Source organism: Sporosarcina sp. SAFN-015 (assembly GCF_059415085.1).
The window spans coordinates 44,315-58,337 of record NZ_JBPFDR010000006.1 but is presented as its reverse complement, the minus strand read 5'-3'; the positions used below and the strand labels follow the sequence as shown (position 1 = coordinate 58,337).

The 14,023-nt window shown below is 40.4% G+C and carries 15 protein-coding genes; 11 read left to right on the top strand and 4 right to left on the bottom strand.

Features of this window, described 5'->3' with window-relative positions; translation table 11 throughout:
* Positions 1 to 13: 13 nt before the first annotated feature.
* Complete coding sequence (locus tag ACR65H_RS11770) at positions 14 to 487, bottom strand: DUF948 domain-containing protein (protein ID WP_440500467.1); 474 nt, start codon at positions 485 to 487, stop codon at positions 14 to 16.
* Positions 488 to 568: 81 nt separating this feature from the next.
* The gene (locus ACR65H_RS11765) at positions 569 to 913 is read right to left on the bottom strand and encodes a DUF3899 domain-containing protein (protein WP_440500466.1); all 345 of its coding nucleotides are present in this window, start codon (positions 911 to 913) and stop codon (positions 569 to 571) included.
* 257 nt (positions 914 to 1,170) lie between these two features.
* Between ACR65H_RS11765 and ACR65H_RS11760 the strand changes: the two genes are divergently transcribed.
* From ACR65H_RS11760 to ACR65H_RS11710, 11 genes are all read left to right on the top strand, one after another.
* On the top strand, positions 1,171 to 2,892 hold the full coding sequence (locus ACR65H_RS11760) for a peptide ABC transporter substrate-binding protein (protein ID WP_440500465.1): 1,722 nt from the start codon (positions 1,171 to 1,173) through the stop codon (positions 2,890 to 2,892).
* 164 nt (positions 2,893 to 3,056) lie between these two features.
* A complete protein-coding gene (opp3b, locus tag ACR65H_RS11755) occupies positions 3,057 to 3,989 on the top strand; it encodes an oligopeptide ABC transporter permease (protein WP_440500464.1) in 933 nt (310 codons plus the stop codon).
* A complete protein-coding gene (gene opp3C, locus ACR65H_RS11750; RefSeq protein ID WP_440500463.1) occupies positions 3,989 to 5,011 on the top strand; it encodes an oligopeptide ABC transporter permease in 1,023 nt (340 codons plus the stop codon). The genes opp3b and opp3C overlap by 1 nt, the downstream gene beginning before the upstream one ends.
* A 16-nt stretch (positions 5,012 to 5,027) precedes the next feature.
* Entirely contained in the window at positions 5,028 to 6,092 is a 1,065-nt protein-coding gene (locus ACR65H_RS11745; protein ID WP_440500462.1) for an ABC transporter ATP-binding protein, read from the top strand.
* A complete protein-coding gene (locus ACR65H_RS11740) occupies positions 6,092 to 7,024 on the top strand; it encodes an ABC transporter ATP-binding protein (protein WP_440500460.1) in 933 nt (310 codons plus the stop codon). Before ACR65H_RS11745 ends, ACR65H_RS11740 begins: the two co-directional genes overlap by 1 nt.
* 140 nt (positions 7,025 to 7,164) lie before the next feature.
* Entirely contained in the window at positions 7,165 to 7,860 is a 696-nt protein-coding gene (locus tag ACR65H_RS11735) for a Crp/Fnr family transcriptional regulator (RefSeq protein WP_440500459.1), read from the top strand.
* A 179-nt stretch (positions 7,861 to 8,039) separates the two neighbouring features.
* On the top strand, positions 8,040 to 8,189 hold the full coding sequence (locus ACR65H_RS11730) for a cytochrome C oxidase subunit II (protein ID WP_440500457.1): 150 nt from the start codon (positions 8,040 to 8,042) through the stop codon (positions 8,187 to 8,189).
* Between the two features lie 28 nt (positions 8,190 to 8,217).
* Positions 8,218 to 8,685: a cytochrome c oxidase subunit II gene (locus tag ACR65H_RS11725; protein ID WP_440500455.1), complete on the top strand. Its 468-nt coding sequence runs from the start codon at positions 8,218 to 8,220 to the stop codon at positions 8,683 to 8,685.
* Between the two features lie 89 nt (positions 8,686 to 8,774).
* Positions 8,775 to 10,406, top strand: coding sequence for a cbb3-type cytochrome c oxidase subunit I (locus ACR65H_RS11720; RefSeq protein WP_440500695.1), 1,632 nt, complete (start codon positions 8,775 to 8,777; stop codon positions 10,404 to 10,406).
* A 62-nt stretch (positions 10,407 to 10,468) separates the two neighbouring features.
* Positions 10,469 to 11,104 (top strand): SCO family protein, encoded by a 636-nt coding sequence (locus ACR65H_RS11715; protein WP_440500694.1) that lies wholly within the window; start codon positions 10,469 to 10,471, stop codon positions 11,102 to 11,104.
* Positions 11,101 to 11,658: a hypothetical protein gene (locus tag ACR65H_RS11710; protein WP_440500454.1), complete on the top strand. Its 558-nt coding sequence runs from the start codon at positions 11,101 to 11,103 to the stop codon at positions 11,656 to 11,658. Before ACR65H_RS11715 ends, ACR65H_RS11710 begins: the two co-directional genes overlap by 4 nt.
* 59 nt (positions 11,659 to 11,717) lie before the next feature.
* Here the strand turns inward: ACR65H_RS11710 and ACR65H_RS11705 are convergent, their stop codons facing one another.
* Positions 11,718 to 13,013: an L-lactate MFS transporter gene (locus ACR65H_RS11705; protein ID WP_440500453.1), complete on the bottom strand. Its 1,296-nt coding sequence runs from the start codon at positions 13,011 to 13,013 to the stop codon at positions 11,718 to 11,720.
* A 213-nt stretch (positions 13,014 to 13,226) separates the two neighbouring features.
* Complete coding sequence (gene fdhD / locus ACR65H_RS11700; RefSeq protein WP_440500452.1) at positions 13,227 to 14,012, bottom strand: formate dehydrogenase accessory sulfurtransferase FdhD; 786 nt, start codon at positions 14,010 to 14,012, stop codon at positions 13,227 to 13,229.
* Positions 14,013 to 14,023: the final 11 nt, after the last annotated feature.

Genomic DNA, 14,023 nt, shown 5'->3' with positions numbered 1-14,023 from the left:
TCCGTATGTCAATTTACTTCACCTTCAATGGAGAAGGGAGTTGCTTTATCTCTTGCTGAACGAATGGATCTTGTTTCCGCTTTTCTACATTGAATTTAAAATAGATTCGAGAAGCGGCTTCCGTTAACGTCGTCAGCTTTTCCATTAATTCACGGTATTTTGGATCAGGCGCAGCAATTTGCTGAGAAATCGATTGGAAAGAACGATTGAGATTTTCAGTCGATTGTCCGATATGTTGAACGGATTGTGCAACACTTTCCAAACGTTGCACTTTGCTTTCTACATCGGATGCTATTCGATTTGTCCTTTCCATTAGCTGCTCGGATTTTGTAGTGATGCCACTTATTTTGTTTTCCATCCTGCTAATCGTATCAGATACTTCCATCATCGACTTTTTCGCACTCCGCAATGCAACAATGACAAAGATCGCAATCAGTAGTAAGGATATTGCTGCTATGATTGCGCTTATATATAGAAGAATCTCCATTTCACTATCAGCTCCATTCCAAATACTTTTTCACTTACCTAATTGGTACCACTCTTTCCTACCATATAAACACTGTACAACTCAGGAAGAGTATATGAATAAAGCGACGAGCATGATTAATATGATTGGCAGTCCCGATCTGAAAAAGAAAGAAGCTTTCATTGTTATGATTTCCGAAGGTGCCCGCATAGTATTTATTTCGTCTTGGCCATGTTTGCGGGAGAAGACCTTTTTAAAACTCGAAGAAAAGAAATCGAAAAAACCAGATTGCAAGATCAAAACAAGAATTCCAATAAAGAGATAGGCTCCTCCTATATAGAAAGAAACGTTAATATAATCTATAGTTGTCAGTTTCTTGTATAAGATTAAAACAAGTACCAAAATTAATAATTGGTTTACAATAACATTGAATGTAATTTTCTTCATATTCTAACCTCTTTTTTATTGTTTATATTATTGATTATTTATGTATAATATCTCATTTGACGAAAGAATGCAATTTGGCTAGAAGTCAATATCTATAAGGTTTTATGTATATATATGCTAAGTATTTAGACTTTTATTTCTTTTATAATTATGTTGTTTCAGAAAAAAACATAAAAAAACTCTTTGACTTAAGATATTTTGAATGTATAATAAAAAGTGATAATTCTTCAGACAATTACAAAAGGGAGGTCAATGCTTTGAAAACAAACAAATGGCTTTTGCTTGTCGCTTTATCATTAGTGCTAAGTGTCGTGCTTGCTGCTTGCGGAGGCAAGGACAAGGACGAAGACAAAACTGCTGCACCAAACAAAGAAGATGACAAAGCAACAGAACAACAAACAGAAGAAGCCGGCGAGCCGGATGCAGAACAAGTTTTGAACTTGATCGAATCTGCAGCAATTCCATCTGTTGACTCCGCAATCGTGGAAGATGCAGTAGGATTTAACGTATTGAACAACGTAAACGAAGGGTTGTACCGTTTAAACCTTGAAAACGTTGCTGAACCAGCAATGGCAGCAGAGGAAGCGGAAGTAAGTGAAGATGGTCTCACTTACACATTCAAACTTCGTGATGCAAAATGGTCTGATGGAACACCTGTTACAGCACACGATTTCGTGTTTGCATGGCAACGTGCAATCGATCCTGCAACTGGATCGCCTTATGGTCCGTTCATGATGTCTGGAGTTATCAAAAATGCAACAGCAATTAGTGAAGAGAAAATGGACAAGTCTGAACTTGGCGTAGTTGCCGAGGACGACAAAACATTGGTCGTAACATTGGAACGCCCAGTACCTTACTTCCTATCACTAATGTCATTCGGAACGTTCTACCCACAAAAAGAAGAGTTTGTTACATCAAAAGGTGATGCATACGCTACGAACTCTGACAACCTGCTTTACAACGGTCCTTTCGTTCTTACTGAATGGGATGGAACTGGAGATAGCTGGGTTTACAAGAAAAACGAACATTATTGGGATGCTGAAAACGTAAAACTTGAAACAATCAACGTTGACGTTGTTAAAGATTCTGCAACAGCAGTTAAACTTTACAACGACGGCAAGAAAGACCGTGCAGGAGTATCTGGAGACTTGGCTCTTCAATATGGAACTCATGAGGAAGCTCGTAATGAGTCAGATACAGCAGTATTCTATTTTAAATTTAACCAAGAACGCGGTGGAGAAAAAACTCCACTTGCAAACGTAAATATCCGTAAAGCAATTGCAAAGTCTTTCCAAAAAGAGGACTTGGCTGATGTAGTTCTTGCGAACGGATCAACAGCTGCAAACTTCCTAGTGCCAAAAGAATTCGCATATGATGAAAACGGAACAGATTTCCGTGAAATCAGCGGAGATCACCTAGTATACGATGCAGAAGAAGCTAAGGAATACTGGGCAAAAGGTTTGGAAGAGCTAGGTGTTACTGAATTGGAACTTGAAATCCTAGGCGGAGACACTGAACTTTCCAAGAAAATGGACGAGTATTTCAAATCACAACTTGAAGGCAACCTTGAAGGTTTGAAAATCAAGTTGAAAGAAGTTCCTTTCGCAGTACGTTTGGAACTTGACGGAAATCAAGATTACGATATCCAAGTTTCTGGATGGGGCCCTGACTTCCAAGACCCGATTTCATTCATGGATTTGTTCGTAACAGGTGGTACTAACAACTTGATGTCATTCTCGAACAAAGAATACGATGAATTGATCGAATCTACTAAAGATGAGCTTGCACTAGATCCTGTAGCACGTTACGAAGCATTCGCAAAAGCTGAGAAAATCCTACTTGAGGATGAAGCAGCTATCGCACCGATCTACCAACGTGGTTTGATCCAACTTCAAAAACCGTACTTCAAAGGACTTGGAGTTCATCCATTCGGAGCTGACTACAGCTACAAATGGGCTTATATCTCTGGTAAAGAGTAAGTAAGCAACGCAGTTTAATCATCTGAGAGTATATGGCGGAAGCTCCATATACTCTCTTTTTACTAAAAGGGAATAAAGTGAAAGTTTGTAAGTGTTTTCATTTTGAAAAGAAATTGATTATTCAATTTGACATAAATCAAACTCACGTACTTTGGAGGTGCAACGTGGTTAAGTATATTGGAAAACGGCTCGTTTACATGTTCCTTACGATGTTCCTGATTGCAACTGCAACGTTTTTCTTAATGCAGACGCTCCCAGGTTCACCGATTGCTTCTTATAATAAGTTGAACGAAACGCAACGGGCAATAGTAGAAAAAAAATATGGCATCGATAAACCGAAACCGGTACAATACGCTATTTATATGAAAAACTTAGCCAAAGGGGATTTGGGTACTTCCTTTGTCTTTAAAGGGAAAAGCGTTAACGACTTATTGGCGTCAAGGGTGAAACCTTCCTTCATATTAGGTGCGCAGGCGATGGTATTCGGTACGATCATAGGGATTCTATTAGGAATGCTTGCCGCTTTGAAGCAGAATACGATATGGGATTATGGAAGTACATTTTTCGCCATATTGGGCGTATCGATACCTTCTTTCGTATTTGCTTCATTATTGCAATATTGGGTCGCTTCCCAATGGCATTTATTGCCGGTCGGACTTTGGAACGACGGATGGAAGTCAAGTGTCCTTCCTTCCATAGCTTTGGCAATGGGACCACTTGCACTATCGGCACGTTTCATTCGTACCGAAATGATTGAAGTATTGAGTTCCGACTATATTACATTAGCGAAAGCGAAAGGTGCGAGCGGTTTTGAAATCGCATTCAAACATGCATTCCGAAATGCGCTAATTCCTCTCGTTACAGTATTAGGACCGGTAGCGGCCGGTATTGTCACCGGTTCCCTTGTTGTAGAACAGATCTTTGCGATTCCGGGAATCGGGGAGCAGTTCGTATCCTCCATCATGACGAATGATTTTGCAACAATCATGGGTACGACACTATTCTTCTCTGCATTGTTGATTTTCATTATCTTCATTGTAGACCTTCTTTACGGAATCATTGATCCGCGAATCCGTTTGTCTGGAGGTAAAGGTTAATGCGAAAAGAAGAACTTCAACAATTGCCGCCGGAAAAATTCGAGCGTATTTCAATTGATAGCAGTAATGCTGAACGTATTACTAAACCAAGCTTAAGTTTTTGGCAAGATGCATGGCTAAGACTACGGAAAAACAAAGCGGCGATTGTCAGCATGATTATTCTTGTATTGTTTATCATTATGGCTTTAATAGGGCCGCATCTAAATGGCCATGATGGTGATGAACAAATTTTACGTCACGCTAACTTGCCGCCAAAAATTCCTGGTATTGAAAAATTAGGGATATTTGACGGAATGGGAAAATTAGGTGGAGAAACAGTAAACCTATATGAAATTAAAAAAGTGGATGAGTATTATTGGTTCGGAACAGATGGACTTGGCCGTGACTTGTTCACACGTGTTTGGGAAGGAACTCAAATTTCCTTATTGATTGCATTTGTTGCTGCGGCGATTGATGTGGTCATCGGTGTCCTTTACGGAGGAATTTCGGGCTACTTCGGTGGCCGTGTTGACGATATCATGCAACGGATTGTCGAAATTTTAATCGGTATCCCGACACTAATTATCGTCATCTTGATGCTATTGATAATGGAGCCGGGGCTAACCGCAATTATCATTGCAATATCCTTGACCGGATGGATCGGCATGTCCCGTATTGTACGTGCTCAAATCTTGAAATATAGAGGACAGGAATTCGTACTTGCTTCACGGACGCTTGGCGCGAGTGATAAGCGAATCATCGGTAAGCATTTATTGCCGAACATCATGGGGATTATCATTATTAATACGATGTTCACGATTCCAACTGCTATTTTCTTTGAGGCGTTCTTGAGCTTTATCGGACTTGGGCTGCAACCGCCTGCCGCTTCATTAGGTACGCTGATCAATGATGGATACAAAGTGATGGAGCATCAGCCGTATTTCCTATTGTTCCCGGCTGTGATCATCAGTGTCTTGATGATTGCATTTAACTTGATCGGCGACGGACTGCGCGATGCGCTGGATCCGAAAATGAAAGATTGATAGGAGGAAAGCCAATATGGAAAAAATATTGCAAGTAAAAGACTTGGAGCTTTCCTTCCACACATTTGCCGGTGAAGTGAAAGCAATCCGAGGAGTCAGTTTTGATTTGAACAAAGGAGAGACGCTAGCAATTGTCGGTGAGTCAGGATCCGGGAAATCGGTTACGACAAAATCGATTATGCGTCTATTGCCAGAATCAAGTTCTGAATTTAAAAATGGTGAAATACTATTTAACGGAAATGACCTTACGAAACTTTCTGATAAACAGATGCAAAAAATCAGAGGGAAAGAAATTTCAATGATTTTCCAAGATCCAATGACATCATTGAACCCGACAATGACAATTGGCAAGCAAGTAATGGAGCCGATTTTAAAACACCAAAAAGTTAGTAAAGCTAAAGCAAGAGAAGTAGGAATTGAGCTCTTGAAAATGGTAGGGATTCCGAACGCGGAAAACCGCTTTAAAATGTATCCTCACCAATTTTCCGGTGGCCAAAGACAGCGGATTGTTATTGCGATAGCGCTCGCTTGTAATCCGAAAGTCTTGATTGCCGACGAACCGACAACTGCCCTTGATGTTACGATTCAAGCTCAAATTCTCGAATTGATGAAGGATATACAGAAAAAAGTCGATACGTCGATCATCTTCATTACACATGATTTAGGCGTCGTTGCGAATGTCGCAGATCGGGTTGCTGTCATGTATGGTGGGCGGATTGTAGAAGTAGGTACGGTTGATGAAATTTTCTATAACCCGCAACATCCATATACATGGGGGCTTCTCAGCTCGATGCCGTCTATGGATTTGACAGAAGAGAAGCTGTATGCGATTCCTGGCACTCCGCCAGATTTGTTGAATCCACCTCTTGGAGACGCTTTCGCACCAAGAAGTGAGTATGCTTTAAAAATTGATTTGGAGCAAGCACCACCAATGTTTAAAGTGAGTGATACGCATTATGCTGCAACCTGGTTGTTGCATCCGAATGCTCCAGAAGTTGAACCGCCGAAAGCGATCATCGACCGGATGAAGACTTTCCGTGGAAGCAAATATTTTGAGCAAGCGAATAGAGGTGATGCTTGATGGCAGAGAAATTACTAGAAGTAAAAAACTTGAAACAATATTTTAATGCTGGCAAGCCATCCGAAGTCCGTGCAATTGATAATATTAGCTTTGATATTTATCGTGGGGAGACATTCGGGCTAGTCGGTGAATCCGGTTGCGGTAAATCGACGACCGGTAGGACAATCATCCGACTATATGACGCAACTGACGGCGAAGTCCTTTACGACGGAGTCAGTGTGCATGCGAATAAATCGAAATCCGAAATGAAGGATTTGAATCAGAAGATGCAGATGATTTTCCAAGATCCATATGCATCGTTAAATCCACGGATGAAAGTTCTTGACATCATTGCTGAAGGATTGGATGTCCATGGACTGGTTAAAAATCCGAAAGAACGGAAACAAAAAGTTGTCGAGCTGCTGGAAACAGTCGGATTGAATAAAGAGCATGCTGATCGTTATCCGCATGAGTTCTCCGGAGGACAGCGGCAACGGATCGGGATCGCCCGAGCACTTGCCGTCAACCCTGAGTTCATTATTGCTGACGAACCGATTTCCGCACTAGATGTATCTATTCAAGCACAAGTCGTCAACCTCTTGAAAGAGCTGCAAAAGGAAAAAGGATTGACGTATTTATTCATCGCGCATGACTTATCAATGGTGAAATATATTTCAGACCGTATTGGCGTTATGTATTTTGGGAAACTCGTTGAGATGGCTCCTGCAGATGAATTATATAAAAATCCTCTTCATCCTTATACAAAATCATTATTATCTGCAATTCCACTTCCAGATCCGATTTATGAACGGACACGCGTAAGACAAGCGTATGATCCTAAAAAACATAATTACGGACCAGATGAAAAAGTGGAATTCCGTGAAGTGACACCAGGTCATTTCGTTCTCTGTTCTGATAAAGAGTTCAACGAAATGAAAGCACAAGTCAACTAATCAATTTCTACCGCCATGACATCAATCATTACGATGTCATGGCGGTTTTCTGTTTCTAAGCCGATATCTTGCGATAGAATGTTATAATATAAGCAACTATTTTATTTGGAGAGTTATGTTTCATTCGAAGGAGAGATAAAATGGACTCGGAAATTGAACTTCTGAAAAGTGCAATGTTTTTTAAAGACTTATCCGACCAAGAATTGAAGCCTTTTCTTTCAATTATGTATCGTAGGAAGCTTACCGATAGAACTATTTTATTTTTGCAAGGTGATCCGATCACCCATGTATTTATCGCAACGGCAGGGAAGATTAAAATATACAGGAACGACCAGGCGGGCAAAGAACAAGTCCTGCATTTTAAACAGCACGGGGACTTGTTTCCACATGTCGGTTTCTTCCGTCAAGGTCACTATCCAGCTCATGCACAAGCGATTGAGGATAGTGAAGTCTTTTCGATTGCTATCAAAGATTTCGAACAGGTTCTTATGTCGAATCCTTCTTTGTCCATCAAGCTTTTCAGAATGCTTGGCGATCAAATCGTCAATTTGCAGCAAAGGCTGGAGGAGCTTGCATTGCGCAGTGCGAATGAACGGATCTTGTTATTATTGCTTAGGCTTTGTGAAACACATGGATCTGTCATAGGGAAGGAAGGTTGGGTGAAGTTGAATACTCGCTTTAAAAATGCAGATCTTGCCAATATGATCGGCACTTCAAGAGAGTCAGTCAACCGGATGATTTCACAGCTGCGCAAAGATGATGCGTTGCGATTGGAAGAAGGGGAATATTTGATACGCCCAGAAATGCTGAAAGATGAATTGCTCAATTTTACTTGAATCATTACATGATAGCCATTTTGCAAACTACGATCGCGTAGTTGCAAAATGGCTTTTTTGTTGGAATCAATGTCATAGGTTTGTCACTTTCAATCTCGTTAATGTGATGTACATCACATTATTGAGAACTATTATCAACTATTATAAAAACAACAATAAAGCAATGGAGGTGTTACGAAATGAATTTGCATGAAGCACCGCTTAAAAATAAGCAAGAACAAGAAGATGAAAATACCGTAAAAGGAACAATGGTATCAGTAGGCATCGTCGGACTTGTCATCCTGGTAATGTGGGTATTGCTATTCGCCATTTATATGTACCGCTACTAATACACGATAGAGATTAGGAGGAAGAAAGATGAAAATGAATCGCTATGAAGAGATCTGGTTACTATTGAGCGGTGGGATGCTTGTCATTTTCATGCTTATTACGGGTTATCAAACATTTGCTTTTGGGATGGGGCCACCGAGCCATAAAGAGACAATTGACCCGCAAAAGGTGAATGAAACTGCACCGTTTGATAAGCCAGGCGTTTATAAGACCGGCGACAAAGAATATGAAGTAGTCATGACTTTGGAAGTCTTCAACTTCAATCCGGGGAATATTGAAATTCCGGCTGGTTCAACTGTCACTTTCATCATGACATCGAAGGATGTAGTACACGGTTTCCAAGTTGCTAACACAAACTTGAACGCGATGGTGATGCCTGGCCATATTCAAAAAGCGACGCAAACATTCGATAAACCTGGGGAATATCTCGTGTTATGCAATGAGTATTGCGGCGCAGGACATCAGCATATGAGTACGACTATAACGGTGAAATAAAGGAGGGAATTTCCTTGAATACTGCAGTAAATGTGCATCAAAAAGAAAAGAAATTAAAAACCGTTTTTAAGGATACATCAAATAAAGTGATGGGAATTGGACCAGAAGATGCCAAATTGACAAAATCATATATGAGTGTAGCTTTTATCGCTTTGCTAATCGGTGGTGCATTAGGGCTGCTGCAAGGTTTGGAAAGAGCCGGCCTCATGCAGCTGCCACACTGGTTCAATTATTATCAAGTTTTGACCACTCATGGTGTATTGCTCGTACTTGTATTAACGGCTTTCTTTACGATCGGCTATTTCTATGCAGGTTTGTCTCACACATTAGGCGGTTTATCATCAAAAGTGAGAAAAGTGGCATGGATCGGCTTTTGGCTGAAAGTGATTGGTCTTGTCGTAGCAGTTATTCCAATACTTATGAATAAAGCATCCGTCTTGTATACATTTTATCCACCTATGGCAGCGTCACCCTATTTTTATATTGGTCTAGCACTAATCGTCATCGGAGTATGGATGTGCGCTTTCGGAGCTTTCATAAGCGTAGCAAAATGGCGTAAACAGAATCCAGGAAAGCATATTCCAATTCTCGCATTCTTTGCAACAGGTGTATTTGTTTTATTGTTTTTCGGAAGTATCGGTGTCACCATTGAAGTGTTGACGTTAATTGCATGGTCTTTCGGTTGGAAAGCTACGATCAATGTCTTGCTTAGCCGCACGCTATTCTGGTCTTTCGGCCATACATTAGTGAACATATGGTATTTGACAGCTGTATCAGCATGGTATGTAGTCGTTCCTAAAATTATCGGAGGACGTAGATTTAGCGATACATTGACAAGGGTAGTCGTCATTTTGTTAGTAATCTCAAATATTCCAGGTGGATTCCACCATCAAATTGTCGATCCTGGAATGACACAAACTCTTAAATTTCTTCATCTGTTCATGAGCCTTGCAATCGGTTTTCCATCTTTGATGACAGCTTTCGCAATGTTTTATGTGTTCGAAAAAACCGGCAGGAGATTAGGGGGAAAAGGGTTGTTTGGTTGGTTAAAGAAATTGCCCTGGGGAGATGTGAGATTCCTCGCTCCGATGGTTGCAATGATTGCCTTCATTCCTGCAGGTGCTGGAGGAATTGCACAAACAACTAACCAATTGAATCAAGTCGTGCACAATACATTATGGGTAGTCGGCCATTTCCATTTAACAGTCGGCACATCTGTAATTCTGACATTCTTCGGCATCAGTTATTGGTTGATCCCTTATATATCTAAACGGGTACTGACTCCAAGGATGAATAAAATCGGCATCATCCAAACAATTATCTGGACTGTTGGCATGTTGTCCATGTCCGTTGCTATGCACTGGGTCGGATTGCTTGGATCTCCTCGAAGAACATCCTATACGACTTATGGGGATGATGCGACAGCACTCGGTTGGGATCCGTACTTGCTTTTCCTTGCTGTAGGAGGGACATTCCTGATTATCGGTGTGCTCATCCAAGTATACGCTGTATTCCATATGATGTTTTTTGCTCCAAAAGGAGAAACGCAATTTCCGATTGCCGAGCCGGAAATGCCCGAAGAAACAACGCCATTGTGGACGGATCGATGGGGATTATGGATTGTTGCCATGTTACTAGTCGTTTCCATGGGGTATGTCGTTCCGCTAGTCGATTTGATCGTCAATGCACCTCCTGGATCGCCTCCATTCATAACATGGTGAATAAAAGGGTGGGTGGTCCTGATGAGAGGCCACCTCTTCTTGAAAACAATCGAGGAGTGGGTATCATGTCAACTCGATATACGAAATTGGCTAGCTCGGTAGTATTGCTAGTCGGATTACTTATCATTTTTATCGGAACTGATGGATTCACAGCATTCACTGCCGAAAAAGCCCGTGTGAATCATTTGCTAAAAGATAAACCTGCATTTCCCGAAGTTACTATGGAGGATAGTGAGGGTCGGGTATATTCGATTGATGAATTTAGAGGAAATTATGTTCTTATAACTTTTTTCTACTCATCTTGCACGACTGTTTGCATCGATCTCGAGATGAATATGTCCGAGTTATATGAGAAAATTCCACAGAAATACATTGGAAAAGATATCGATTTTCTTAGTATCAGTTTTGATCCTGCAAGAGATGACCCCGCTACTTTAGACATTTATAAAAATATGTTCAATAGTGATGGCGAGACATGGAGAATGGCAAGAATTCCGAACCAGCAGCAATTGGAAGGTCTGTTGAAAGAGTTCGGCGTCATCGTCATTCCCGATGATTATGGGAATTTCGCTCATAATTCAGCATTCTACCTCGTAGATGGCGAAGGCAAATTAGAAGAAGTTATGGATTATACAAATGTGGATGAGGCTGCAGAAAAACTGATGGAAGTACTGGGCGGTAGGGAGGGGAGGTCATGAAGCAGGCAGCATATGGAGCAGCATTATTCATCTTCCTTGCAATTCCAGTCGTTGCAGATGTGCTCGAATCAATAATGATTATGCACATGCATATGCAAATGCCACTTCTTATATTTTGCGGCTTTCTAATTGCTGTTTTTTTCAGACGTAAGTTTCCTACGTTCTTTGCTAAATGGAATGGGGATGGGATACCAGGTATTTTACTATTTACACTTATCATGTTGTATTGGATGATTCCGCGAACGATGGATGATGCATTGACAAATATGACAGTGGAGATATTCAAATTCATTAGTTTACCGTTTCTTGCAGGCATTCCATTACGCGATAGTTGGAAAAAAATCGGTTCGGCCGGGAAAAAAGTTATATGGGTCACTTTTACTTTTATGTTTTATATAATGGGTTTTCTTTATATAAAAGCGCCTATTCAACTTTGCAACAACTACTTGCTCATCGATCAGCTCACTCTTGGATGGGGATATATGACGATGGCTATCTGCTTCACGATCTACTTGCTCTATCTTGCTTTTACAAATAAGTATGAAACGGTATAAATAGAAGCAAAACCCCTATTCCATATTCCAAGGAGTAGGGGTCGCATATTATAAAAATATTAAACGCTCTTAGCAGTTTGTACTACATTTGATTTTTTAGAGTTATGTTGTTCAGCTCTTACTTTTTTGATATCAACTTGTATTAAAATCGAAATCACTAAAGCAATCGCAAAGAGTCCGGAGAAAAATAATAAGCTGCTTTCATAGCTTCCTGTTGTGTCTTTCATCCATGCCGCAAACATTGTTCCAGCAATCCCTGCAGCCGCCCAGGCTGTTAAAATATACCCATGAATTGCCCCAAGTTGTTTTGTTCCAAAAATATCGCCGATATATGCTGGTATACATGAAAAACCACCGCCATAGCAAGTATAAATGATGGCGAGCATTACTTGGAACATAATAGCGTTTGTTGTAAATGGAAGAAGGGCAAAAAGCGCTAACTGGATAACGAAAAACGCTGTATACGTATGCCTTCGGCCGATATAGTCGGAAATAGATGCCCATCCAAGCCTTCCAGCTCCATTAAAAAGACCAAGAACTCCTACGAGAGCAGCAGCTTGTACTGTAGTCATGCCAATACTTTCTATAGCAAGAGGCTTCGCCGCAGACAAAATGGCGATTCCACAAGTGACATTTAGGAACAGCATCATCCATAGATAGTAGAATCGTTTAGTTTTGACTGCTTCATTCGCTGTCAATTGCGCTAAGTCAACTTTCGCTTCAATTTTTCCGGATTCTAGTTTTTTAACATACCCCGCAGGTGCCCAACCTTCCTCAGGTTTTTCGAGATAAAGAGAAGAGACAATCATTATTAATAAATAAGACGCTCCTAAAATATAAAAAGTATTTTGTAGGCCGACTGAATTAATAAGCGCTTCCATTATTGGACTGCTGATCGCAGCTGCAAAGCCAAACCCCATAATGGCCATTCCAGTTGCTAGACCACGTCGATCGGGAAACCATTTCACTAGTGTAGAAACGGGAGCGATATATCCTACACCCAAACCAATTCCACCCAACACACCATAAAAAACGTATAATAGCGTAAGTGAAGACATACTTACAGCAAAACCGGCACCCATGACACCCACTCCAAAGCATGTTGCCGCGAGAATACCAGCTTTACGAGGACCGTGCTTTTCAACGAAGTGCCCAAGAAATGCAGCGGACAGACCTAGAAATAAAATTGCGATACTAAACGTCAATTGAACTTGGCTCGTCGACCATCCGAATTGATCGATGAGAGGGTTTGTAAAGTTACTCCAAGCATACACGGAACCGATTGAAATATGAATCCCGACAGCAGAGGCGGCAATTAACCATCTGTTCTTCGTTTTCTTCGTTCTCCCTTTCATTTTTCACATCTCCCTTTAATGATAAAGTAATATGCCAAATAAAAATATCTTCAGATTTTTATAAAGAAGTTTCTTGATAAAATGAAGAATTTTACATTCTATTTGAATAATAAAAATTCAGAAGACATATATTTGTCACATTTCCGACATAGTACCACCATTATTTGGGTTTGTCACTTAAAAGTTAAATAAGTCGAAAAACAGGGGAAATCGTTATTTAATCCTTTCGGGATGTGTATAGACATTGAATGATTCGCCTCTAATGAATCCAACTGCAGTTATGCCTAACTCTTCAGCAAGATTTATAGCCAGTTCAGTCGGGGCTGATTTTGAAAGAACAACTTCACAACCAATTTTTGCAACCTTCAACAATATTTCGGAAGAAATTCTACCGCTAAAGACAATTACCTTGTTTTTGACAGGAATATCTTTTCTTAAACAATGTCCATAAATCTTATCAAGTGCATTATGACGTCCAATATCCATTCTCGTTAGCATGAAATCTTGCGAATCACAAAGTGCAGCAATATGGACCCCGCCTGTTTGTTGAAATAGATCGGCTTTCATATCCATTTTTTCCATCAGTGCAAAACAATCCTGAGCTGATAACAGTACGTTTCTATCTTGCATACGTTTTGCGGTAAGTGCATCATTGGCGAAAACGAAACCTTGTCTGCTCATGCCGCAGCATGAAGTAATATACCTTTTATTTTGTAGTTGTTCGAAAAAAGGGAATGTCCGGCTTGTTTGGATATGGACTAACCCTAAATCTTCTTCCAATCGTATTTCCTGTATATCTTTATAACTGATAATAATTCTTTCAGAAGCAAGAAATCCGACTACCATATCCTCGAGATACTCAGGTGTACACACGATCGTCAATAGTTCTTTGCCATTCAATTTAACTGTAATAGGATACTCGGTTGCAACCTCATCATATTTTTGTTCGAAATTACCGTTGGCAAATCGTAAAATAGACCGACGTTGAATTCGGTTCATATTTGTTCTCC